Source organism: Stenotrophomonas sp. TWI1183, from assembly GCF_039673115.1.
GTDB classification, from domain to species: Bacteria; Pseudomonadota; Gammaproteobacteria; order Xanthomonadales; family Xanthomonadaceae; genus Stenotrophomonas; species Stenotrophomonas maltophilia_AA.
Map to the genome: position 1 here is coordinate 1 of NZ_JBDJKZ010000016.1, position 23,741 is coordinate 23,741.

The window sequence follows — 23,741 nt, forward strand, 5'->3', positions numbered from 1 at the left end:
GTCGTACGAGCCCCCATGGATGGGTTCACGGCGTGTCTCGCCCAGCCCTGCCCGACGCGCTCTGGACACATATCCGCATGCGGACAGAAAGGCGAAGCGGCACTGCACTTGCTCTTTGTATCCGCGCCAGCGACGGAAATCTTGGTGGATGAGGCCGGGTAGCCTCTGGCAGGACCGTTCGACGGCATGGATGCCGTCGTACGAGCCCCCAGGGATGGGTTCACGGCGCGTCCTGCCAGAGGCTGCCCGGCCTCAGCCTGTGCGGGCCAATAAGGCGCCACGCTCTACGAGCCATCCGTCAGCAAGTCAGCAGGCACCCAAACAACCAGGACCAACGAGCCGCGCAGCTTCACAGCCGCGACCGGGTATGATCCCCGTTCGGTGTGGTTTCACAGGATGTGAACGAAACGCCGAAACCTCCTCCCCCCAAGGAACCCTTGTCCGCATGCGCATCCTGCTTGCCCGTCACGGCGAAACGCCGTGGAATGCCGAAGGCCGCTACCAAGGCCAGATCGATATCCCGTTGTCGCCGATCGGCGAAGCCCAGGCCAAGGCGCTGGGCGAACGGCTGAAGTCCGTGGACATCACCCGCGCCGTCGCCTCGCCGCTGGTGCGCGCCCAGCTCACCGCCCAGCTCGCCCTTGGCGCCGAGCGGGCCCCGATGCTGCTGACCGAACCGGACCTGCAGGAAATCGCCCACGGTGAATGGGAAGGCCTGCTCGCCAGCGAAATCCATGACAAGGATCCCTCCCGCCTGCGTGCCTGGCGCGAAGAGCCGGACACCGTGCTGATGCCCGGCGGCGAATCGCTGCGCCTGGTGCTCGAGCGCAGCTGGCGTGGCCTGGCGCGTGCCGCCGAAGGCCTGGGTGAGCATGACACCCTGCTGGTCGTCGCCCATGACGCCGTCAACCGCGTGATCCTGTGCCGCATCCTCGGCCTGCCGATCTCGCGCCTGTGGACCTTCCGCCAGGCACCGACCACCCTCAACCTGCTCGAAGGCCCCGACCTCGACCAGCTTGAAGTGGTCCGCCTCAACGACTGCGCCCACCACACCCCGTTCTTCGGTGAAGCCAAGCACCGCGCGCTGTAACGCACTGCGTCCCATCCTGCCGTCCGCCCCAACGATTCCGATCCAGCGACCATGACCACCATCGCCCGCCCGCAGACCCTCTCCGATTGGCTCGGCTACATCGAGCAGCAGCACCCCGCCACCATCGACATGGGGCTGGACCGGGTGCGTACCGTGGCGGAGGCGATGGGGCTGGGTGCACCGGCCGAGCGCAGCATCGTGGTCGGTGGCACCAACGGCAAGGGCTCCACCGTCGCCTTCATCGAAGCGATCGCCCGTGCCGCCGGCTGGAAGGTCGGCGCGTACACCTCGCCGCACTTGCTGCGCTACAACGAGCGCGTGCGCATCGATGGCGAGGATGCCAGCGATGAGGCCCTGATGGCGGCGTTCAATGCCATCGAAGATGCCCGTGGCGACACCACGTTGACCTACTTCGAATACGGCACGCTGGCCGCGCTGCACCTGTTCGCGCAGGCCGGGCTCGACCTGGCCGTGCTGGAAGTCGGCCTCGGCGGCCGCCTGGATGCCGTCAACATCGTCGATAGCGACGTCGCGGTGATCACCACCGTGGACATCGACCACAGCGACTGGCTGGGCGAGGACCGTGAAGCGATCGGCACCGAGAAGGCCGGCATCATCCGCGGCTGGAAGCCGGTCATCCTCGGCGAAATCGACCCGCCCTCGAGTGTGCTCGCGCGTGCCTATCTGGTGGGGGCCAACGCCATCCGGGGTGGCAGCGACTTCTTCGCCGACGACATCGATGGCGAACGCTGGCGCTGGCGCGATGTCGGCTTCCGTCTCGAACTGCCGTACCCGACACTGCGCGGTCCCATCCAGCGCGCCAATGCCGCCACCGCGATCGCCGCCCTGCGCGCGCTCGATCGTCCGCTGCCGCGCACTGCCTTCATCGAAGGCGTTGCCGCCGCGCGTATCCGCGGCCGTCTGCAGGCCTTCGATCGTGACGGCGTCGAGGTCCTGGTCGATGTCGGCCACAACCCGCAGGCCGCCCGCGAACTGGCGGGCGCACTCAAGGCCGCCCGCGTCACCGGCAGTACCCTCGCCGTGTTCGCCGCGCTGCAGGACAAGGACGCGGCCGGCGTCGTCGATGCCCTGGCCGACCAGGTCCAGCAGTGGCATCTGGCCGGGCTGGCCGGTGCCCGTGCGCAGAGCGCGGGGGAACTGCAGGCCCGCCTGGACGGCACGGCAGCGGCCGGCGCCACGCTCCACGCCACCGTCGCCGAGGCCCTGCAGCACGCCCTGCAGCAGGCCAAGGCCGGTGATCGGGTGCTGGTGTTCGGCTCCTTCCATACCGCCGCCGAGGCACTGCAGACCCTGGATCCCGGCGCCTGAGGGGTCTTTGCAGCGCCGTTCAGCCGCATCAGCCGCCGCACACGCGCGCACCCGTATAATCCCCGTGGCATTCCGCCGCGCCGCCTGCCTGCCTTCACGTGGATACTCCTCTGAAACAGCGACTGATTGGTGCCATCGTCCTGGTGGCGTTGGCCGTGATTTTCCTGCCCATGCTCGTCAAGGGTCCCGCGCCTGACAGTGGCGTTGCCAACGTGCCGATCAGCGCACCGGCCGCGCCATCCGATGGCCAGTTCGAAACCCGTGAGCTGCCGCTGGTCGCACCGACCGGTGGCGCCACCGGCCTGCAGAGCGGGGGATCGACCACCCAGCCACTGGCCGACAGCGCCGCCGCCGCCGATCCGGCGCCGGCCGATACCTCGCCGGCCGTGGCCGCGGGCAATTACGCCGTGAGCTTTGGCGCCTATGCCAGCGAAGCCGATGCCGACCGCGTCATCGCCACGCTGAAGAGCGCCCAGCTGGCGGGCTTCCGCGAGCCGGCCACGATCAATGGGCGCCAGGCCTGGCGTGTCCGCGTGGGTCCCTATGCCGACCGCGCGCTGGCCGAAGCCGGCCGCCTGCAGGCGGTAAAGGTGCGCAACGACGTCAAGGCCGAAGTCATCACCCTGGATGCGCGCGCCGATACCGCTGTCGCCGCCACCCCGGCACCCGCTGCACCCGCTGCAACGGCGCCGACCGCCTCCAGCGCCGCCGCTGCGCCGTCCGGCAACACCGTGAAAACCGAATCCCTGCCGGCTGAGCCGGTCGCGGCTGCCCCGAAGCCGGAACCGAAGCCGGCCGCGCCGAAGCCCGAGCCCAAGCCGACCCCGGCACCCAAGCCCGAAACCGCTGCCGCGCCACCGGTCGCGGCCCCGGCTGCGCCGGCCGCCAGCAGCGTCGGCTTCGCCGTGCAGCTGGGTGCCTTCGGCCAGGCGGCCGAGGCCAACGCACTGCGCGACAAGGTCCGTGCCGCCGGCTTCAGCGCCTTCGTCGAGCAGGTCCGCACCGAAAAGGGCACCCTCAACCGGGTCCGCGTCGGGCCGGTCGCCAACCGCGGCGATGCGGAGAACCTCAAGGCCCAGGTGGCTGCCAAGGTCGGCGTCGCCGGCATGGTCCGGCCGCATCCCTGATGCCGGCCATGCGCCCGTGCCTTGAGGCCCGAACGTTCCTCCCCGGAGGAGGCGCGTGATCGATTTCGTACTGTTGGCGGTGATCGGCATCTCGACCCTGCTCGGGGTGATGCGCGGCTTCGTCAGCATCCTCATCAGCACCCTGTCCTGGCTGCTCGGCAGCTGGGCGGCGCTGATGTTCGGCACGGCGGCCGCAGGCTGGTGGTCGGCGCCGGCGGCGCCCGGTACCGGGCACCTCTTCGCGGGCTATCTGAGCGTGTTCCTGCTGGTGATGGTGGCGGTGTGGGCCATCGGCCTGGTGATCCGGCAGGCCGTGCGATCGACGAGCCTCAACGGCGCCGATCGGATGCTGGGCGGCGTGCTGGGCCTGGCCCGGGGCGGCCTGATCGGTTGTGTGCTGCTGCTGATCGCCTCGTATACGCCGTTGCCGCGCGAGGCGGCCTGGCACGATTCCAACCTGCGCGCGATGCTCAGCCCCGGCGTGGGCTGGATGCAGGCCAGGATGCCGCAGATGCCCGACATGCCGAAGCTGCCCGACCTGCAGGGCATGCCGATGGCGCTGCCTGACGTGAACATGGCGCAACTTCCCGGCTCGGAGTTGGGCAAGCCGCTGCTGACAGGCGATAATGGTGTGCTTGACGGCCTGCTGGCCGGGCGCGGATGGCCGCGACCGCTGGACGAGACGCCAGAGCAGGGGGGAGACCCCGCCGACGTATCGGCGCGTGGGTCTCACCCAGGTACCCCCGACAACATCGATCCGGCGCTCGTGCGCCCGGATCCCACCGATCCGGCACGGAGCGGTTCCCCCGGCCAGGCACGGCCACCTTCACAGTAAATGGGCGCAGCCCAGCGGAGATTCGCACCATGTGTGGCATCGTCGGAATCGTCGGCAACCAGAACGTCGCCGGGCAGTTGTATGACGGCCTGACCGTCCTCCAGCATCGTGGCCAGGACGCGGCCGGCATCGCCACCGCCGACGGCACCCGCCTGCGCGTGCAGAAGGCCAATGGCCTGGTACGCGATGTGTTCGATGCCAAGCGGATGTCCACGCTGGAAGGCCGCGTCGGCATCGCGCACGTGCGCTATCCCACCGCCGGTTCGGAAGGCATGGACGAGGCGCAGCCGTTCTACGTGAACTCGCCGTACGGCATCGCGCTGGCCCACAACGGCAACCTGATCAATACCGAAGCCCTGCGCCAGCAGGTGTTCGAGCAGGACCGCCGCAACGTCAACACCGATTCGGACAGCGAAGTGCTGCTGAACGTGTTCGCCTTCGAACTGGATGCGCAGCGCCAGCTGACCCCGGAAGCGGCGATCCGCGCCGTGGCCGCCGTGCACCGTCGCGTCAAGGGCGGCTATGCGGTGATCAGCGTGGTGCTGGGCCTGGGCCTGGTCGCCTTCCGCGATCCGCACGGCATCCGTCCGCTGGTGCTGGGCAAGCGCGCCCACGCCGAAGGCGACGAATACATCGTGGCCTCCGAATCGGCCGCACTCGACGTGCTCGGTTTCCAGCGCGTGCGCGACGTGCGCCCGGGCGAAGCGCTGGTCATCACCGCGCGCGGCGAGCTGTTCTCCGAAGTCTGCGCCGAGCCGGTCGAGCACAGCCCGTGCATCTTCGAGTACGTGTACTTCGCGCGCCCGGACTCGATGATCGACAACGTCTCGGTGCACAAGGCGCGCATGCGCATGGGCATCAAGCTCGGCGAGAAGATCCTGCGCCTGCGCCCGGACCACGACATCGACACCATCATCCCGATCCCGGATACCTCGCGCGATGCCGCGCTGGAGATTTCCAACACGCTCGGAGTGAAGTACCGCGAAGGCTTCATCAAGAACCGCTACATCGGCCGCACCTTCATCATGCCGGGCCAAGGCGAGCGGGTGAAGTCGGTGCGCCGCAAGCTCAATCCGATCCACCTGGAGTTCCGCAACCGCGTGGTGCTGCTGGTGGACGACTCGATCGTGCGTGGCACCACCAGCCAGCAGATCGTGCAGATGGCGCGCGACGCCGGTGCCCGCAAGGTCTACCTGGCCAGCGCGGCGCCGCCGGTGCGCTACCCGAACATCTACGGCATCGACATGCCGGCCGCCGAAGAACTGGTCGCGCACAACCGCAGCATCGAGGAAATCGAGAAGCACCTGGGCTGCGACTGGCTGATCTACCAGGACATCGAGGACATGGAAGCGGCGGTGAGCGAAGGCAATCCGGAGCTGAAATCGTTCGATTCCTCGTGCTTCAACGGCGTCTATCCGACCGGCATCGAGCCGGGCTATTTCGAGCGCATCCAGCAGCTGCGTTCGGACGATGCCAAGCACAAGCGTCGCGCCTGAGGGCAGGGCATGAGTGATGTGTTGGATACCGCGGCCGGCGATCTGCTGCAGGCCGCGCAGCACTGCCTGGCCGAGCCGGATCCGCTGCGCAAGGTTGCGTTGACCCAGCACTACGCCGTGCAGTTCCGCGCCGGTCGCCTCAAGGCACCGGCCGATGCGCCGGCACCGGACCCGATCCGGATGCCGGGGCGCCCCGCCAAGCCGATCCTGGTCCACCCGCGCGATCTGCCGCGGCGTGGCCTGGGCAGCGTGGAAGGGCGTGCGGCGTTCGTGCACGCCATCGCGCATATCGAACTCAACGCGATCGACCTGGCCTGGGATGCGGTCTACCGCTTCCGTGGCCTGCCGACGTCCTTCCACGCCGACTGGGTCAGCGTGGCCGATGACGAATCGCGCCACTTCATGCTGCTGCACGATCGGCTGCAGGCCAACGGCTACGCCTACGGCGATTTCGACGCGCACAACGGCCTCTGGGAAATGTGCGAGAAGACGGCGCACGACGGACTGGCCCGCATGGCGCTGGTGCCGCGCGTGCTCGAAGCGCGCGGGCTGGATGTCACACCGGGCATGATCGTGAAACTGCGCGCCGGGGGCGACCACGCCACCGCCGATGTGCTGGAGATCATCCTGCGCGAAGAAGTGGCGCACGTCGCCGCCGGCTCGCGCTGGTACCGCTGGTACTGCACGCGCGAAGGGGTCGAGCCGCGCCCGCGCTTCATGGCGCTGCTGAAGGAGTACGCCGGCGGCTTCCTGTATGGCCCGTTCAACCTGGAAGCGCGCCTGCTGGCCGGCTTCGACGAGGAAGAACTCGCCGAGATGATCGAACAGACCGAACTGCGCGGTCAGGTGTTGGCCAGCACCACGCGCTGACCGCTTGCGGTCGGCCGGTTGATGTAGAACAACCCGGGACCCGGCCGATAAGGCAGTTCCCGGGTGCCCGCATCGGCGGCATAGAGCAGGGCGGTGTCGCCCAGCGCATCGAAGTTCCAATGCGCCGACTGCATCAGGTAGCGCTGGCGCAGCAGGCGTTCCTGCGCGGGATCGAGCGGCGTGCCGGCCAGCAGCCGGGCGGCGATGGGCTGCAGTTCCGCCGGCAGCGCCAAGGCAGGCAATGCGTCCGGAGAGGTTGTCCACGCCACGCCGGCGGCCGCGGCACGCTGGTGCAGCAGCCGCAGCGCGATGAACTGGTAGCGCGCATCGATCTCGCGGCGCAGTACCACCGCCGCATACGCACGCAGGGTGGGCTGTGGCAGGACGCTGCGGCTCTCGACGCGGCGTTGCGGCTGCCACTGATGCCACACGTCCACCCAGATCGCGTCATCGCCCAGGCCGAGTGCACGCTGCCAGCGACGGCACGTGGCCTGTGCGTTGCGGTACACCGTGGTCGCGCGCAGCAGGTCCAGCGGCGGCACCGCGCCGGGCGCCAATCCGTTGCCACGCAGCAGCTGCCCCTGCGGACGGCTGAGCAGCTTGGGGCCTTCGATGCGCTGGTCGTAGCCACCGCCGATGTTGGCGTGCACGCCCGGCAGCGCGATCTCTTCATGTTCGGGTGCGACGCTGGTGAGCGCGAAGTGCTCACGGTGTTCGTCGCGCGCCACCAGCTGCACGACCTTGTCCGCGCACCCTGCGGGAAGCGCGACCGCGGGCATCTCATCGCGATGCTGGCGGCCGATCGCCACCACCGTATCGAGCAGCCCCACGAAGCGCACCGGGCGGGCGGTGCCGGGAAATGCCGGTGCCAGCGCCCAGCCCGACCGCACCAGCTGTTCGCGCAGCCATGCGGCGGCCGCCGGCGCGTTGAGCACGTTCACCGCATCGCGCGCGCTGGCCGCGCCGCGCGAGTAGCCGAACAGATCCACCCGCACGCTGCCCAGCGTGCGCCCGGGCTGGGCGCGGGCGAGCTCGCGCAGCGCCCCGGGCAGCAGCTGCTCCAGCGCCTGGCGGCGTTTGGCGCGCACGCCCGTGCGGCCGATCCCGAATGCCAGCCCCATGAGGTCGTCTTCCTCACCGGTGCGCGTGCCCACCCCTTCGATGTAGAGCGACAGCGCCAGCGTGTCGCCCACCGGCGGCATCTGCCGGTGATCGGGGTACAGCGCCTGCAGCCGCGCGATGTTGGTCAGGCCATTGCTGTAGCTGCTGGTCAACCGGCTCTGGTAGGGCGATGCATCATCGGCGATCACGGCGGGCGGCCGCGGTGCGGGCGTGGTGGCGCCGGCCGGGCGCGACGCGCGCTGCAGGTTGTCGGCGTTGTTGCGGGTGCCGTCGAAGAACAGGCCGATATGCAGCGACACCGTGGTCGCGGTTGCGGGTTGGGTAGGTGCCACCGCGATGTCGTCCCTGTTCCCCGAGGATGCCTGGCTAAGGTAGCGCGGAATCCACACGCCGCGACAGCACCGGTGGGCCGTGCTGACCTCCCTGAACCAAGATGCGGTCGATCACAGTTCCGGAATCCCATCTGCAATTGCTATTGAATTCACACGACCGCGTCGCGCCAGATGGGCAGGCCGGCTCGCCCGGCGGATTGCAGCAAACCGACTCCACTCCGTTTTTCACTCAAAGAGAGGCGACATGATGTCCAGTTCGATGAGCAAGGCCGCAGGTGTGATCGCGTTGTGTCTGTTGGGCGCCGGTGGCGCCGCCGCCGCCCCGTTGTTCGAGCCGGTCACGGTGCTGACCCGGGCCGGCACTGCCCAGCAACCCGCCCTGCAGGCGCTGATGGGCGCGCCGTCGACCAGCGCGGTGCAGGAGGTGCGCGTGGATGCGGCGGCGGTGGCGTCGGCGCAGAAGCAACTGGAGTTCGAACTGCTGGGGCAGCCGGTGCAGGCCCTGCAGAGCCGGGTGGAGACGCTCGCCGACGGCGGCAGCATCTGGTACGGCCAGATCGGCACGCGCGCCGGCGCACGGCTGCTCAAGGCCGGCGCCCCGGATCCGATGAACGCGGTGATCCTGGTGCGCAACGGCGACACGGTGACCGGCTCGATCCGCAGGGACGGCCAGCTGTACCGGCTGCGTCCGGTCAGTGATGGGCGGCATGTGCTGGTGGAAGTGGATGAGGCGCGCATGCCGGCCGACCATCCGGCCGACTACAACAGCCTGCCCACCATCGCGATGCCGGCCAGCGACCGGGCCGGTATCGCCGCGGCTTCCTCAGGCACCCCGGCCACCATCCGTGTGCTGGTGGTGGCCACCAACGGTGCGGTCGCGGCCTACGGCGGCAACATGCAGTCGCTGGTGCAGCTGGCCGTCGCGGAGTCCAACCAGGGCTACAGCAACAGCAATGTCGGCATCACCCTGCAGCTGGCCGGGTACGAGACCACCAGCTATGCCGAGTCCAGCAGTTTCTCCACCGATCTGGCGCGCTTCCGCAACACCAGCGATGGCGTGATGGACAGCATCCACGCCAGCCGCAACACCACCCGCGCCGATGTCGCCGTGCTGGTGATCAACAACGCCAGCTCGTGCGGGCTGGCCTCGGGCATCGGCTCCACCGCGGCCACCGCGTTCGCGGCGGTGCATTGGGACTGCGCCACCGGCTACTACTCCTTCGCGCACGAGATCGGCCATCTGCAGAGCGCACGGCATGACATCGCCACCGACTCCAGCACGTCGCCGTATGCCTACGGCCACGGGTACCGCTACGAGCCGGCGACCGGCACCGGCTGGCGCACGATCATGGCCTACAACTGCACCCGCAGCTGCCCGCGCCTGAACTACTGGTCCAACCCGAACATCACGTACAACGGGATCCCGACGGGCATTGCCAGCAGCGCCGACAACCAGCGCGTCCTGGTCAACACCAAGGCGGCGGTGGCCGCGTTCCGCTGATCTGCGCCTCCCCGCGGCGGCCGTAGGCCGTCGCGGGTATCAGCCGGCCAGCGCGTCCAGCGTCCAGCCTTCCGGCGTGACGCGCAGTACCGAGCCCTGCTCGTACCAGTCGCCCAGCACGATGCGGGTGCAGTCGCGGCCGCCGGCCTGCAGTGGATGGATGGCCGGGCGATGGGTGTGGCCGTGGATCATCGTGTCCACGCCATAGCGGCCGAAGGTGGCATCGACTTCCGCGGGGGCAACGTCGGTGACGGTTTCGAACTGGGCGCGGTCGCCCTGCTTCATTTCCGACTGCCGCGCCTGGCTGGCGTCGCGCGCCTTCTGTGCGAACGCGATGCGCGCGGCCAGCGGCTGCGACAGGAACTGCGCCTGGAACACCGGGTCGCGGGTCTGCGCGCGGAACTGCTGGTAGGCGACATCGTCCGTGCACAGCAGGTCGCCGTGCTGCAGCAGCACCGGACGGCCATACAGATCGATCACGCTCGGGTCGGGCAGGATCGTGAACCCCGCGCGCCGCGCATAGTCCTCGCCGACCAGGAAATCGCGGTTGCCGCGGATGAAATACACCGGCACGCCGGCATCGGCCACGGCATGCAGCGCGATCGCCACCGCATCGGCGGCCGGGGAGGGCGTGTCATCGCCGATCCAGGCTTCGAACAGATCGCCCAGGATGTACAGGGCATCGGCCTGCATCGCTTCATCGCGCAGGAAGGCCAGGAACAGGTCGGTGATGGCTGGACGACTCGGGTCCAGGTGCAGATCGGAGATGAACAGCGTGGTCATGCCCACATTGTAAAACGGGATCACGGGACGAGGCATCGCTGCAGGGTGAAGAGCCCGCGTGATTCAAGGGGGCGCGGCGACAGCCGCTACAACGGCAGCCACTGGAGGCTGGCGGCGGCAAGCAACGCGGCGATCCCGGTCGCGGCCAGCACATCGCTGGGATAGTGCAGGCCCAGCACCACCCGCGACAGCCCGATCAGCGCGGTGAACGGCACCAGCAGCGGTGCCAGCCACGGGTAGTAGGCGAGCGCCACGATCGTGAAGGACACCGCATGCAGGGTGTGCCCGGACGGGAAGCTGAACTCGTCCAGCGGCGCCACCCAGGCACGGATGCGCAGATCTGCGGCGAACGGCCGCGGGCGTCGCGTCCAGCGCTTGAGCCCCTTGTACAGCAGCAGGGCCATCAGGCCGGTGGCGGCCATGTGCAGCGAGGCGCGCAGACCATCGAAGCCGTCCAGCAGCACCAGCCCGGCCATCAGTGCGTACCAGAACACGCCATCGCCCAGGCGGCTGATCACCGCAAAGGCATGCCGGACACGGCGGCGCCGGCAGTAGTGGTTGGCGCGTCGGCACCAGCGCGTTTCGTGCCCGCGCAGGGCATCAAGCGGCGTGGTCGGCATGCGGCCTCCGGGCCTGGGCCAGTTCGGCGAGCAGGGCATCGAACTCGGCCACCACCTGCTGTGGATGCAGCCGCTTCATCGCGGTGGCGGCGTTGCGGCCGAGCCGGTGGCGCAGGGCGTCATCGCCGGCCAGCTGCACGGCGGCGGTCACGAATTCGGTGTCGTCGTTCACGGCGATGCCGTTGTCATCGGTGCGCAGGTACTCGCGGGCGGCGCCGTAGTCGAAGGCGACCGTGGCCACGCCGCTGGCCATCGCTTCCAGGGTGACGTTGCCGAAGGTCTCGCTGCGGCTGGGGAACAGGAACAGATCGCCGCTGGCGAAGTGGCGCGCCAGCGCATCGCCGCGCTGCACGCCGCAGAAAATGAAGTCCGGGTTGTCGTGGGCAAGCTTGGCCCGCGCCGGGCCATCGCCGACGAACACGAAGCGCGCCTTGGGCCGCACCTGCTGCAGCCGGCGGAACGCTTTGACCGCCAGCCCGAGGTTCTTCTCCGGCGCGATGCGGCCGACGTAGATCGCGGCGAAGCCGTTGCCATCGATGCCCCATTCCTCGCGCAGGGCCGGGTCGCGGCGCTCGGGCTCGAACTGGCTGCTGTCCACCGCGCGTGCCAGCAGGCGGACCCGGTCGAAACCCTGTTCGCCGAGGAACTGCTGGAGTTCCTGGGTTGGCACCAGGGTCGCATCGGCCTGGTTGTGGAAGCGCCGCATCCAGCGCAGCGCGGCGGCCTGCAGCCAGGCCACGCCGTAGTCGGGGAGGTATTCGTCGAAGCGGGTATGGAAGCCGGTGGCGACCGGAATTCCCAACCGGCGTGCGGTGCGCAGGGCCGACCAGCCCAGCGGGCCTTCGGTCGCGATGTAGATCGCATCCGGGCGCTGCTGCTGCCATTGGCGGGTCAGGCGGGACGGCGCGGGCAGGCCGAAGCGCAGGCCGGGATAGCGCGGCAGGTTGGCACCGGTGACCAGGACGGTGCCCTCGGCCGCATCGACATCCGATGACTGCCGCGGGCGGACCAGATCGACCTGGTGGCCGGCGGCGCGCAACCCCAGTTCCAGGCCCTGCACGGTCAACGCAACGCCGTTGACTTCAGGGGGATAGGTTTCGGTGACGATGGCATAGCGCATGGCGGGCCTCCGGTATGCCATGCATGCTGGGGCCGGGCGATGTAGCCGACATGACCGCCGTATGACGCCGGCATGACGCCGCTCCCTGGCCGGCAGCCTCACGGCCCCGCAGGGCCGTGTCAGTCACGCGGTCAGGCGGTCAGGCGGTCAGGCGACGAAGGGGCGGAACTGTACGCCGAGCCCCGCCATGCCCTCGGTTTCGCCGATCAGATCCGCGCGCAGCAGCGGGCGCGCATCGATGTACGCCTGCGGCAGGATCAGCGACAGCCGAGCGTCATCCGCGGTCAGTTCCAGCGCGGGCATCGGCGTGTCTTCGTGCGCACGGTTGAGCAGGACCGCCAGGCGCAGCAGCGCGGTCATGCGCCGTGCCGGCTGCAGCAGGCGCTCGGGCAGCGCGTCGAAGGCGGACTTGGAGATATTGCGGCGATGGCTGCGCACCAGTGCGGCGAGCAGCTGCTGTTCCTGCCGCGAGAACCCGGCGATGTCCGAGTTCTCCAGTACGTAGCTGCCGTGCACGTGATACCCGCTGTGCGCGATCATCAGGCCGAGCTCGTGCAGGCGCGCGGACCAACCGAGCATGCGCGCATCGTCCGGGTCCAGCTGCCAGCTTTCCTCGACCTGGGCGAGCAGGTTCATCGCGGTGTTTTCCACGCGGTCGGCCTGGACCGTATCAATGCCGTAGCGCTGGGTCAGCGCGGCGACCGACTCGTCGCGCAGGTCGTTCTCGCTGGCGCGGCCGAGGATGTCGTACAGGATGCCTTCGCGCATGGCCGCCTTGCTGACCAGCAGCTTCTGCAGCCCCAGCGCCTGGAAGGCCGCTTCGAGCACCAGGATGCCGCCGGCGATGATCGGGCGGCGATCGGCGGACAGGCCGGGCAGGTCGATGTCCTCGATGCGCTTGGCCTTGAGCAGTTCATCGCGCAGCTGTGGCAGGGCTTCGGCGGTGATCGCGCCCTTGCTCAGCTTCATGGTGGCGCAGATTTCACTGATCGCCTTGTGCGTGCCCGACGAGCCCAGCGCTTCGTGCCAGCCCAGGGCGCGGTATTTGTTGGCGAACTGCTGGAACTCCGCGCCGATTTCGGTCAGCGCATCCTTCCAGCGCTTCTTGCTCAGCTTGCCGCCGGGGAAGAAGCGGCGCGTGCTGGCGATGCAGCCGGCCTGCAGGCTTTCGCGCTCCAGGGTCTGCATGCCCTGGCCGATGATGAATTCGGTTGAGCCGCCGCCGATGTCGATCACCAGCCGACGCTGGTCCGGCTTGGGCGGCTGCGCATGGGCCACGCCCAGGTAGATCAGGCGCGCCTCTTCGCGGCCGCTGACCACTTCGATCGCATGTCCGAGCGCGGTTTCGGCCGGCATCAGGAAGGCCTGCGGCGAGCGCAGCTGGCGGACCGTATTGGTGGCCAGGGCGCGCACCCGCACCGAGGGGATCGCGCGGATGCGCTGGCCGAACCGGGCCAGGCATTCCAGCGCGCGCTGGCGGGCTTCGGCGGACAGGCCGCCTTTGCCATCCAGGCCATCGGCCATGCGCACGGTCTCGCGCAGGCGGTCGACCACCCGCAACTGCCCGAGGGTGTATCGCGCGATGACCATGTGGAAACTGTTGGATCCCAGGTCGATGGCGGCGAGCAGGTCGCCATCCTGCAAAGCGGGCGGAGTCGTGGAGGTATGCGGCATTTGCGAATGTTAGCCGAAGGGTGGGTCGCGAAGTCACCGCGCGCCCTTCACATGGGCCGGCTGCGACGACCGGTCGCATCGAAGGGGCAGGCGGCTGCCCGGCAAACGGCAGAACCGGTAGGTGCCGACCGTTGGTCGGCACGCAAAAACGTACCGGCCAGGGCAATCAACGCGTACCGACCAGGGCAATCAACGCGTACCGACCAACGGTCGGTACCTACAGGCCCTGCAGCAGGGCCATCTGTGCCGCATGCGGCGGCTCGTCATGGCCCGGCGTGCACTTGATGTAGCTGCCGTCGGCCTGCAGTTCCCAGGCGTTGAGGTTGTCGTCCAGGTAGTTCTGCAGCACGTCGCGGTAGACCTTGCGCGCCAGCTCCGGGTCCAGGATCGGGAAACAGGTCTCGACCCGGCGCAGCAGGTTGCGCTCCAGCCAGTCCGCGCTGGCGCAGAACAGCTCCGAGGCGCCGTCGTTGCCGAACCAGTAGACCCGGCTGTGCTCCAGGAAGCGGCCGACGATCGAGCGCACCCGGATGGTGTCCGACACGCCGGGGACGCCCGGTCGCAGCGTGCACGCGCCGCGCACGATCAGGTCGATCTGCACGCCGGCCTGCGAGGCCGCATACAGGGCGCGGATCATCTGCGGTTCGTTGAGCGCGTTCATCTTGGCGATGATCCGCCCCGGACGGCCACTGGCGGCCAGGCGGGTTTCGCGTTCGATCCGCTGCAGCAGGCCCGGGTGCAGGGTGAAGGGCGACTGCAGCAGGCGCTTGAGCTTCATCCGCGGGGCCAGGCCGGAGAGCTGCTGGAACAGCAGGTGCACATCGTTGCCGATGTCCGGATCGGCGGTGATCAGGCTCAGGTCGGTGTAGGCCCGTGCGGTACCACTGTGATAATTGCCGGTGCCCAGATGCACGTAACGGCGCAGCTTGCGGCCTTCGCGGCGCACGATCAGCAGCATCTTGGCGTGGGTCTTGAACCCGACCACGCCGTAGACGACCTGCACACCGGCTTCCTGCAGGCGGTCGGCCAGGCCGAGGTTGGCTTCCTCATCGAAGCGCGCGCGCAGCTCGACGACGACGGTGACGTCCTTGCCATTGCGTGCGGCCTGGATCAGCGCATCGACGATCAGCGAATCCTTGCCGGTGCGGTACAGGGTCTGCTTGATCGCCAGCACGTTCGGGTCGACCGCGGCCTGCTTGATCACATCCAGCACGGCGGTGAACGCATCGAAGGGATGGTGCAGCAGCACGTCCCGGCGCGCGACGATCTCGAAGATGCCATCGCTGTCGCGCAGGACACGCGGGCTCAGCGAGGGATACTTCAGTTCCGGCCGCTGGATCACGTCGTACAGCTGGATCACGCGGTTGAGGTTGACCGGGCCATCGATGCGATAGACCGCGTTCTCGGTCAGGCCGAAGTTCTGCAGCAGGGTGCGCACGATGTCGCGCGGGCAGTCCTGTGCGATCTCCAGCCGGACCGCCGGGCGGTAGCCGCGGTCGACCAGTTCGTCGCGCAGCGCCAGGGCCAGGTTTTCGACTTCTTCCTCGTCCACCACCAGCTCGGAATTGCGGGTCACGCGGAACTGGTACGCGCCCTGGACTTCCATGCCCGGGAACATCTCATCGACGAAGGTCGACAGCACCGAGGACAGGAACACGAAGGTCTGCGGGCCGCCGAGTTTCTCCGGCAGCTGGATGATGCGCGGCAGCGACCGCGGCGCCCGCACGATCGCCAGATGCCCGGCGCGACCGAACGCGTCGGTGCCCTTGAGCACCACCACGATGTTCAGCGACTTGTTGAGGATCTTCGGGAACGGATGCGACGGATCCAGGCCAAGCGGCGACAGCACCGGCATGATCTCGTTGCGGAAGTACGCACGCAGCCAACGCTTCTGGCGGTGGTTCCAGGAGTGCCGGCCGAGCACGTCGATGCCGGCCTCGTGCAGCGCCGGGCGCAGGGTCTCGTTCCAGCAGCGGTACTGCTGGTCGACCAGCTGCGCGGCGCGGTCGTGGATCGCGTTGAGGATCGCCTGCGGCGTCATGCCATCCGGTGCGGGCGGCAGGCCGAACTCCTGCGCATGGCGCACCGCGGCCGCGCGGATTTCGAAGAACTCATCCAGGTTGGTGCAGGAAATGCACATGAAGCGCAGGCGCTCCAGCAGCGGCACCTGCGGGTCCATGGCCTGGGCCAGCACGCGGAAATTGAAATCCAGCTGGGACAGTTCACGGTTGATGTACAGCGCGGGATCGCGCAGCGGATCGCCGTCCACAGGCACGGCGACGGGAACAGGAGTGCTCATGCGGAAAAGTCTTCAGAAGAAGGAAGGGAGACGGCCTCGGCGCGCGCACGCACCTGGTCGGCATCGAAATGGCAGGAGAACGTGCTGCCTTTACCCACCTCGCTCTGGATCTCCAGGCGGGCATGGTGCAGGCCGAGGATGTGCTTGACGATCGACAGCCCCAGCCCGGTGCCGCCGCTCTCGCGCGAGCGGCTGCTGGAGACGCGGTAGAAGCGTTCGGTCAGGCGCGGCAGATGGTTGGCCGGGATGCCGTAGCCGGTGTCGCGCACCGACAGCACCACGCCATCGCCTTCGCGCGCGAACTCGACTTCCACGCGGCCCCCGGCGGGCGTATAGCGCACCGCGTTGGTGACCAGGTTGGAGAAGGCGCTGTGCAGTTCCTTGTTGGAGCCCTGCAGGTCCACGCCGGCGGTGTCGATGATGCTGATCTGGTGGCGGCCCTGGCTGTGCGCTTCGGCTTCGCGGCGCAGCGTGGCCAGCATCGGGGTCATCGCCACGGCTTCGGCTTCGGTGTGTTCCTGCGATTCGAGCCGCGACAGGGTGAGCAGGTCTTCGACCAGCTGCGCCATGCGCTGGGATTGCTTGCGCATCTCCTCCAGCATCGGGCCGGTGCCGGGGAAGTCCTCCGGATCCATCATGTCCAGGTAACCGTGCACCACGGTCAGCGGCGTGCGCAGTTCATGCGAAACGTTGGCGACGAAGTCGCGGCGCACCTGTTCCAGCCGCAGCAGCTTGCTGACGTCGCGTGCGATCAGCAGCCAGTAGTCGGGCGAGTAGGGAATCAGGCGCAGGTTGAGGCGGATCGCCGGGTCGACCGGCGAGGGCACATCCAGGATCGGTTCGGCGTTGCGGCCACCGGCCAGCCAGTGCGCCAGCGGCATCGGCTGCAGGCGTTCGACCAGCGCTTCACCGAGATCGCCCGGATGGTGCAGGCCGAGCAGCGAGGTGGCCGATTCGTTGAACCACTGCACGCGCTGGCTGTTGCGGTCGACCACCACCACCGCGTCGGGCAGGGCCGCGGCGGCGGCGCGATAACTGCGCAGCATGTCCAGCAGGCGCCGTTTGCGCGTGCGCATTTCCCACTGGTTGCGGTAGAGCAGGCGGTCCAGTTCGTTCCACACACCGGTGCCGTCACCCATGTCCCAGCGATGGCGCGCGGTGAGCCCGCGCAGCACCCGGCGCAACCGCCAGTAATGCCAGGCGAGCGCACCGATCGAGGCCAGTGCGATGCACATCCAGACATGTCCGACCGCCAGGCCCAGCAAGCCGGCCGCGAGCAGCAGGGCGGCGAGGGTGGCCAGCGTTTTCAACCAGGCAGAACGGATGTGGCGGGGCATTGCGGTCTCGCAGAAAGTGCGGGCCTCGGAATCGATCCAAGGTTATAGCAGGAGTGGCCGGAACCGGGCATGCGCGCCCGGTTCCGGCCCGGCGAGACTCAGGTCGAGGTGGAGAACCGGTAGCCGGCGCCACGCACGGTCTGCACCATGTTCTCCGCGGCGAACGGCTCCAGCGTCTTGCGCAGGCGGCGGATGTGCACGTCGATGGTGCGCTCCTCCACGTACACGCTGCCGCCCCACACGTGGTCCAGCAGCTGGGCACGGGTGTAGACACGCTCGGGATGGGTCATGAAGAAGTGCAGCAGGCGGTATTCGGTCGGACCGATCGGGACCGGCTGGTCGCCGGCGAAGACGCGGTGAGCGGCGCCATCGATGCGGATCGTACCGACGGCCACGCTGCCGTCTTCGTCATCGTCGCGGGCACGGCGCATCACCGCACGGATGCGGGCCAGCAGTTCGCGCGCCGAGAACGGCTTGACCACGTAGTCGTCGACACCGGCCTCCAGGCCACCGACGCGGTCGTTCTCTTCGCCGCGCGCGGTCAGCATGATGATCGGCACCTCGCGGGTGAGGGCTTCTTTGCGCCAGCGCCGGGCCAGGTCCAGGCCGCTGGTGCCCGGGAGCATCCAGTCCAGCAGGATCAGGTCCGGGACGCGATCGGCGATCGCGGTCTGCGCCTCGCGGGCGTCGCCGGCATGGATCGGGTCGTAATCGCCCTTGCGCAGGGCAAAGGCGACCATTTCGCGGATCGCGGGTTCGTCATCGACGATCAGGATGCGTTTCTGCACATGCCCACCGTATTACTCATCAGATCGGGATTGAGCCCAGTAGACTACGGTTTCATGACAGGTTTGTGACGGGGTGCCGGACGGCCCTCAGCGGCGGTCCAGCTCCGGGTCGTCGATGCCCTGGCGGCGCATCTCCAGCACGGTCGGAGTAATGCTCTCGATCCGGGCGTCCACACGGGCGCGGCCGACATAATCCAGGTTCGGCTGCCGCTTCAGCGCCTGCAGCTGGATCAGGGCCTGTTCCGGGCGGCCGCTCAGGAAGGCGGCCTCGGCGTAGGCCTCGCTGGCCCGGGTGGTGTCGCCGGCCAGCTCGCTGGCGCGGGCGAACCGCTGCTGGAAGACCGGATCATTGCCGCTTTGCGACAGCATCGGGCGCAGCATCGCCTGCGCGCGCTGGCCGGCCTCGCGTCCGCCCTGTTCATTGAGGATGGCCGCATAGGTCAGCGCCACCGGCCGGCTGCCCGGGTGCTGGCGCATCAGGGTTTCGAACCGGGCGTTGGCCTGCGCCGGCTGGCCGCTGCGCGACTCCGCCTCACCCAGCGCCAGCGCCACCCAGACATTGTCCGGGTGGTCGCGCAGCAGCTCGCCCAGGTCGCGGCTGGCCTGGGCGGCCGCGCTGTTGCGCAGCCGGCCCAGGGCCAGGCCGTAGCGCTGGGGCTCGGTCAGCCCGTTTTTCTGCGCGCGCTGCAGGCTCTCGTACTCACGGATCACATCGCCAGGCGTGTCGGCACTGAGCACGCGCAGGCGCTCGCGCGCCCATTCGAACTGGCCGGTGCTGCCGCGGCTGAGGGAATTGACCGAAATCTGCATGGAGGCGGGCAGCAACGGGTTGCTCCGCCGCACCAGCGGGTCCGACAGCGCCGGATCGGCCGGGTTGACCCGCTCCTGGCGGACCCCGCCGGGCACTTCCGTGGTGAGCAGCACCGTGTCCTTCTTCATCTGCTCGGCGCGGGCCTTGGCCTCGCTGATGCGGGTGGTCGTGACCGGGTGGGTCTGCAGGAAGTCGGGGACGCTGTAGCCGCCCTGGTTGCCGCGCATCGAGGCCGACATCCGCTCGAAGAAGCCGGCCATGGCATCCACGTCGTAGCCGCTGCGGGCCAGGGTGCGGATGCCCAGGCGGTCGGCCTCGGATTCGTTGGACCGGGTGTAGTTGATCTGGCGCTGCTGCATCAGCCCCATGCCGGAGGTGATCGCGGCCATGGTGGCGTCGCCGGAGGAATTGCCGCCGGCCTGCTGCGCGGCCACGATCGCGGCGAGCATGCCCAGCAGGATCGGGATCTGGTCGCGCTGGGCCCGCTCGACCCCGCGCAGCACGTGCTGCTGGGTGACGTGGGCGATTTCGTGGGACAGCACCGCGGCCACCTCGTCTTCGCGTTCGGCGGTCAGCACCAGGCCTGCGTTCACGCCGATATAGCCGCCCAGGGTCGCGAAGGCGTTGATCTGCCGGTCCTTGAGCATGAAGAAGGTGTAGGACTGGCGCGGCTGGGCGCTGTTGGAGCCCAGCCGGGCGCCCATGGTCTGCAGCCAGTCATCGACCAGGGGATCGTCGAGCAGATAGCCGTAGTTGCGCAGTTCGCGCAGCATCATCCCGCCGTACTCGGCCTGCCGGGCCGGGGTCAGCAGCTCGCCGGCCGAGGAGCCGATGTCCGGCAGCTTGTTTTCCTGCGCCCCGGCCAGCGGCACGGCCAGGGCCAGGGTCAACGCGGCAGAGAGCAGCAAGGGGCGCAAACGAAGCTCCTGGGGGGAAGGCGGGCGACAGCGTGACAGAGCGACGGCAACCTGCAGTTAAACCACAGTGTTGCGACGGTGACGTGGAAAATCCAGCGGACCGCTACCATATACAGACCAACGTTCCGCTGTGGAGTTTCCCGTGAGCCAAGATGCTGTTTCCACCCCCGGTGGTGCACCCGCCATCACCATCTACTCGACCGCGGTGTGCCCGTACTGCGTGGCCGCCAAGAACTTCCTGAAGAGCAAGGGCCGCGACTGGACCGAGGTCCGGATCGACCTGGACCCGGTCGAGCGCGAGAAGATGATGGCCAAGACCCGCCGCACCAGCGTCCCGCAGATCTTCGTCGGCGAGGTCCATGTGGGCGGCTACGACGACATGATGGCCCTGCACCGCGCCGGCAAGCTGGAGCCGTTGCTGGCCGGGCAGGACCCGGCATGAGTGCGGCCGACGACGGCAGCAAGGACCGCATCGCCGAATTCACCGAGTTCCGCCAGCGCATGAACCAGCGCATCCTGGGCGAACCCAACCAGGTCGTGCGCCGCTTCTTCGCGCTCGACACCCAGACCTACCAGGCCGGCGCGCTGGACGTGAAGACCAAGGAGCTGCTGGGCCTGGTCGCCTCGATGGTGCTGCGCTGCGATGACTGCATCAGCTACCACGTGGCCCAGTGCAAGGACGCCGGCGTGACCCGCGAGGAGTTCTTCGAGACCTTCTCCGTGGGCCTGGTGGTCGGCGGCTCGATCGTGATCCCGCACCTGCGCCGCGCCGTGGATTTCCTGGACCAGCTCGAAGGCGGCGCCGAAGCGCCGGCCGTTCACGAGCATTGAGGTCGGGGCCGTGATGGCCCCACCCCGGTAGAAGCCGAACGTTGGTCGGCTGCTTGGGCGCCCCAGCGATGTCGGCGCCCCAGCAGTGCGCCGTTCATGTTCGCCAGCCCGTTCCCACCGACCAACGGTCGGTGGCTACCCATCGTTCAGCTGCCCTGGTTGCCAGCCAGCGGCCGGCACGACCGATGCCGTGTCTGGAGAAGAGCCCCCTTCTGTTGAAGGGGGCGCGCCAACGGCGCGGGGTAGAGGAGGCATGCGCGGGCAATTCTGCCTTACCCGCCTTGGACCAATGGCCCATTTGGGGTCCATTGGGCGGGTAAGGCATAATTGCCGATGAAACTTCCCTTGCGCCCGCGCTTCGCGCACCTCACGGACGGCGCTCCCCCCTCGGTTCGGAATACACATCAATGACGCAGAAAATCACGGTCATCCGCGGTGACGGCATCGGCCCGGAGATCATGGACGCTACCCTGTTCGTGCTCGGCAAGCTGGACACCGGCTTTGAATACGAAGACGCCGACGCGGGCCTGGTCGCGCTGGAAAAGCACGGCGATCTGATGCCGGCCTCCACGCTGGAGTCGATCGCACGCAACAAGATCGCGCTGAAGAGCCCGCTGACCACGCCGGTCGGTGGTGGCTTCACCTCGATCAACGTCAGCCTGCGTCGCCACTTCGACCTGTACGCCAACGTGCGTCCGGCCGTCTCGTTCCCGAACACCAAGTCGCGTTTCGGCGACGGCGTGGACCTGATCACTGTCCGTGAGAACACCGAAGGCGCGTACCTCGCCGAAGGCCAGGAAGTCTCGGCCGATGGCGAGACCGCCTTCTCCGGCACCCGCATCACCCGCAAGGGCTCCGAGCGCATCGTGCGCTACGCCTTCGAGCTGGCCCGCAGCACCGGCCGCAAGAAGGTCACCGCCGTGCACAAGGCCAACATCATCAAGTCGACCTCGGGCCTGTTCCTGGCCGTGGCCCGCGAAGTGGCGGCGAAGTACCCGGAGATCGAGTTCCAGGAAATGATCGTCGACAACTGCTGCATGCAGCTGGTGATGCGTCCGGAACAGTTCGACATCATCGTGACCACCAACCTGTTCGGCGACATCATCTCCGACCTGTGCGCCGGTCTGGTCGGCGGCCTGGGCCTGGCCCCGGGTGCCAACATCGGTGAGAACGCGGCGATCTTCGAAGCCGTGCACGGCACCGCACCGGACATCGCCGGCCAGGGCAAGGCCAATCCGTGCGCGCTGCTGCTGGCCGCCGCGCAGATGCTGGATCATGTCGGCCAGGTCGAGAACGCCGAGCGCCTGCGCAAGGCCATCGTGGCCACGCTGGAAGCCAAGGATTCGCTGACCGGCGACCTGGGCGGCACCGGCAACACCATGGGCTTCGCCCAGGCCATCGCCAGCCGCCTGTAAGCGCGCGGGTGGTTGGTTGTCCAGAAAGCGGGGCGCTTCGGCGTCCCGCTTTTTTGTTGCCTGTTGTGTGTGTCGCGACAGGCGGCGGAGGCATGAAAAAGGCGCCTTGCGGCGCCTTCGTCATGTCACTGCGGGTGCGTGGATCAGCGCTGCTGGATCTTGGACAGCAGGCGCAGGAATTCCACGTACAGCCACACCAGCGTAACCATCAGGCCGAACGCGCCGTACCACTCCATGAACTTCGGCGCGCGCGCCTCGGCACCGGTTTCGATGAAGTCGAAATCCAGTACCAGGTTCAAGGCCGCCACCACCACCACGAACAGGCTGAAGGCGATGCCCAGCCAGCCACCTTCGTGGATCATCGGCACGTTGATGTTGAAGAAGCTCAGCACGAACGAGGCCAGGTACAGCAGCGCGATGCCGCCGGTCGCTGCCACCACGCCCAGCTTGAAGTTCTCGGTGACCTTGATCAGGCCGCTGCGGTAGACCGCCAGCATCACGAACAGGGTGCCGAAGGTCAGCATCACCGCCTGCATCACGATGCCGGGGAACTTGGCATTGAACATCGCCGAGATCGCGCCGAGGAACAGGCCTTCCACCAGCGCGTACATCGGCGCGGTGACCGGCGACCATTCCTTCTTGAACACCGTCACCAGGGCCAGCACCAGGCCGCCGATCGCACCGACCAGCGTGTACAGCATGGCGCTGGAGGTGGGCAGGCCGTCCGCATCGACCGACTGGCTCCACGCGAAGGCGGCCGTCAGCACGGTGAGCAACAACAGCAGGCCGGTCTTGTTGACGGTGCCGTTGATGGTCATCGCCTGGTCGGGGCGGGCCACGACCGAGCCGCTGGCCAGGTCGAGGAAGGTCGACTCGGAAAGTGCGGGATTGCCGCTGCGCATTGCCAATCTCCTTGAAGGGGTAGGGGTTCGGCCATCCGGCCGCTGACCCGAGCATAGCCCAAGCCGCCATCGGCGATGACGGGATGTGAATTGATGTGTGAAAACCGTTGACAGATGCCACACCGATTCCCACAATAGGCGGCTCTTTCGGGGGGAACCCCGGAGGGAAACAAACCGCCGGGGTATAGCGCAGTCTGGTAGCGCGCCTGCTTTGGGAGCAGGATGTCGGGGGTTCGAATCCCTCTACCCCGACCAAGCCCGCTGCTCAAATCGGGATTGGAGTGCGGCAATCCGGACCGAGCGCCCGTAGCTCAACTGGATAGAGCACCGGCCTTCTAAGCCGGCGGTTACAGGTTCGATTCCTGTCGGGCGCACCATCCGGTGCAAGCGGTAGGAGACAAAGGTTTTCAGTGGTGGCTGTAGCTCAGTTGGTTAGAGTTCCGGATTGTGATTCCGGTGGTCGGGGGTTCGAGTCCCCTCAGCCACCCCACTGATTCAAACTGGTTCACCGAAAGTGAATCAGGGTTGCAAAAGGCAGCACA

20 protein-coding genes and 3 tRNA genes are annotated in these 23,741 nt (G+C 68.2%); 13 read left to right on the plus strand and 10 right to left on the minus strand.

All coding sequences use genetic code 11. The annotated features are described in order from the left end of the window. The first annotated feature begins 445 nt into the window (after positions 1-445). The 6 genes from ABE434_RS14040 (at position 446) to ABE434_RS14065 (ending at position 6,747) form a co-directional block, all read left to right on the plus strand. Positions 446-1,090: a histidine phosphatase family protein gene (locus tag ABE434_RS14040; RefSeq protein ID WP_176990717.1), complete on the plus strand. Its 645-nt coding sequence runs from the start codon at positions 446-448 to the stop codon at positions 1,088-1,090. Positions 1,091-1,141: 51 nt separating this feature from the next. After that, positions 1,142-2,419 (plus strand): bifunctional tetrahydrofolate synthase/dihydrofolate synthase, encoded by a 1,278-nt coding sequence (gene folC, locus ABE434_RS14045; RefSeq protein ID WP_346479270.1) that lies wholly within the window; start codon positions 1,142-1,144, stop codon positions 2,417-2,419. A gap of 98 nt (positions 2,420-2,517) precedes the next feature. Beyond that, positions 2,518-3,546, plus strand: a complete 1,029-nt coding sequence (locus tag ABE434_RS14050; protein ID WP_346479271.1) for an SPOR domain-containing protein — start codon at positions 2,518-2,520, stop codon at positions 3,544-3,546. A gap of 55 nt (positions 3,547-3,601) precedes the next feature. Next, entirely contained in the window at positions 3,602-4,381 is a 780-nt protein-coding gene (locus ABE434_RS14055) for a CvpA family protein (protein WP_346479272.1), read from the plus strand. Positions 4,382-4,410: 29 nt separating this feature from the next. Further along, positions 4,411-5,877 carry an amidophosphoribosyltransferase gene (gene purF, locus ABE434_RS14060; protein ID WP_019185825.1) on the plus strand — a complete coding sequence of 489 codons (1,467 nt, stop codon included), beginning with the start codon at positions 4,411-4,413 and terminating at the stop codon, positions 5,875-5,877. Between the two features lie 9 nt (positions 5,878-5,886). Next, positions 5,887-6,747 (plus strand): ferritin-like domain-containing protein, encoded by an 861-nt coding sequence (locus ABE434_RS14065; RefSeq protein WP_176990721.1) that lies wholly within the window; start codon positions 5,887-5,889, stop codon positions 6,745-6,747. Here ABE434_RS14065 and ABE434_RS14070 read toward each other — a convergent pair. Next, a complete protein-coding gene (locus tag ABE434_RS14070) occupies positions 6,720-8,201 on the minus strand; it encodes a DUF2235 domain-containing protein (RefSeq protein ID WP_346479273.1) in 1,482 nt (493 codons plus the stop codon). The genes ABE434_RS14065 and ABE434_RS14070 overlap by 28 nt on opposite strands. A 244-nt stretch (positions 8,202-8,445) precedes the next feature. Here ABE434_RS14070 and ABE434_RS14075 point away from each other — a divergent pair, with 244 nt between their 5' ends. Next, positions 8,446-9,702 carry a zinc-dependent metalloprotease gene (locus ABE434_RS14075; RefSeq protein ID WP_346479274.1) on the plus strand — a complete coding sequence of 419 codons (1,257 nt, stop codon included), beginning with the start codon at positions 8,446-8,448 and terminating at the stop codon, positions 9,700-9,702. A gap of 39 nt (positions 9,703-9,741) precedes the next feature. Here ABE434_RS14075 and lpxH read toward each other — a convergent pair whose 3' ends face one another. The 8 genes from lpxH to ABE434_RS14115 form a co-directional block, all read right to left on the minus strand. After that, positions 9,742-10,485 carry a UDP-2,3-diacylglucosamine diphosphatase gene (gene lpxH / locus ABE434_RS14080; protein ID WP_176990724.1) on the minus strand — a complete coding sequence of 248 codons (744 nt, stop codon included), beginning with the start codon at positions 10,483-10,485 and terminating at the stop codon, positions 9,742-9,744. 86 nt (positions 10,486-10,571) lie between these two features. Further along, positions 10,572-11,105, minus strand: a complete 534-nt coding sequence (locus ABE434_RS14085) for a phosphatase PAP2 family protein (protein ID WP_176990725.1) — start codon at positions 11,103-11,105, stop codon at positions 10,572-10,574. Beyond that, positions 11,086-12,225 carry a glycosyltransferase family 1 protein gene (locus tag ABE434_RS14090; RefSeq protein ID WP_176990726.1) on the minus strand — a complete coding sequence of 380 codons (1,140 nt, stop codon included), beginning with the start codon at positions 12,223-12,225 and terminating at the stop codon, positions 11,086-11,088. The genes ABE434_RS14085 and ABE434_RS14090 overlap by 20 nt, the downstream gene beginning before the upstream one ends. A gap of 147 nt (positions 12,226-12,372) precedes the next feature. Further along, a complete protein-coding gene (gene ppx, locus ABE434_RS14095) occupies positions 12,373-13,899 on the minus strand; it encodes an exopolyphosphatase (RefSeq protein ID WP_179460880.1) in 1,527 nt (508 codons plus the stop codon). Between the two features lie 217 nt (positions 13,900-14,116). Next, positions 14,117-16,198 (minus strand): polyphosphate kinase 1, encoded by a 2,082-nt coding sequence (ppk1, locus tag ABE434_RS14100; RefSeq protein WP_176990728.1) that lies wholly within the window; start codon positions 16,196-16,198, stop codon positions 14,117-14,119. Further along, positions 16,195-17,535: a phosphate regulon sensor histidine kinase PhoR gene (phoR, locus tag ABE434_RS14105; RefSeq protein WP_346479275.1), complete on the minus strand. Its 1,341-nt coding sequence runs from the start codon at positions 17,533-17,535 to the stop codon at positions 16,195-16,197. The genes ppk1 and phoR overlap by 4 nt, the downstream gene beginning before the upstream one ends. Positions 17,536-17,633: 98 nt before the next feature. Then, a complete protein-coding gene (gene phoB, locus ABE434_RS14110) occupies positions 17,634-18,323 on the minus strand; it encodes a phosphate regulon transcriptional regulator PhoB (protein WP_123728486.1) in 690 nt (229 codons plus the stop codon). 87 nt (positions 18,324-18,410) lie between these two features. Continuing rightward, the gene (locus tag ABE434_RS14115; protein WP_346479276.1) at positions 18,411-20,051 is read right to left on the minus strand and encodes a M48 family metalloprotease; all 1,641 of its coding nucleotides are present in this window, start codon (positions 20,049-20,051) and stop codon (positions 18,411-18,413) included. A 142-nt stretch (positions 20,052-20,193) separates the two neighbouring features. Between ABE434_RS14115 and grxC the strand changes: the two genes are divergently transcribed. The 3 genes from grxC (at position 20,194) to ABE434_RS14130 (ending at position 22,297) form a co-directional block, all read left to right on the plus strand. Then, on the plus strand, positions 20,194-20,493 hold the full coding sequence (gene grxC, locus ABE434_RS14120) for a glutaredoxin 3 (protein ID WP_019185813.1): 300 nt from the start codon (positions 20,194-20,196) through the stop codon (positions 20,491-20,493). Continuing rightward, positions 20,490-20,882, plus strand: a complete 393-nt coding sequence (locus tag ABE434_RS14125; RefSeq protein WP_019185812.1) for a carboxymuconolactone decarboxylase family protein — start codon at positions 20,490-20,492, stop codon at positions 20,880-20,882. Before grxC ends, ABE434_RS14125 begins: the two co-directional genes overlap by 4 nt. Before the next feature lie 407 nt (positions 20,883-21,289). After that, entirely contained in the window at positions 21,290-22,297 is a 1,008-nt protein-coding gene (locus ABE434_RS14130; protein WP_176990731.1) for an isocitrate dehydrogenase, read from the plus strand. A gap of 143 nt (positions 22,298-22,440) precedes the next feature. Here the strand turns inward: ABE434_RS14130 and ABE434_RS14135 are convergent, their stop codons facing one another. After that, a complete protein-coding gene (locus ABE434_RS14135; protein ID WP_346479277.1) occupies positions 22,441-23,199 on the minus strand; it encodes a Bax inhibitor-1/YccA family protein in 759 nt (252 codons plus the stop codon). 178 nt (positions 23,200-23,377) lie between these two features. Here ABE434_RS14135 and ABE434_RS14140 point away from each other — a divergent pair. The 3 genes from ABE434_RS14140 to ABE434_RS14150 all read left to right on the plus strand — a co-directional run bounded on the left by ABE434_RS14140 (position 23,378) and on the right by ABE434_RS14150 (position 23,689). Next, positions 23,378-23,454, plus strand: a tRNA-Pro gene (locus ABE434_RS14140). Between the two features lie 45 nt (positions 23,455-23,499). Further along, positions 23,500-23,576: transfer RNA gene (locus tag ABE434_RS14145), tRNA-Arg, on the plus strand. 36 nt (positions 23,577-23,612) lie between these two features. Then, positions 23,613-23,689: transfer RNA gene (locus ABE434_RS14150), tRNA-His, on the plus strand. Positions 23,690-23,741: the final 52 nt, after the last annotated feature.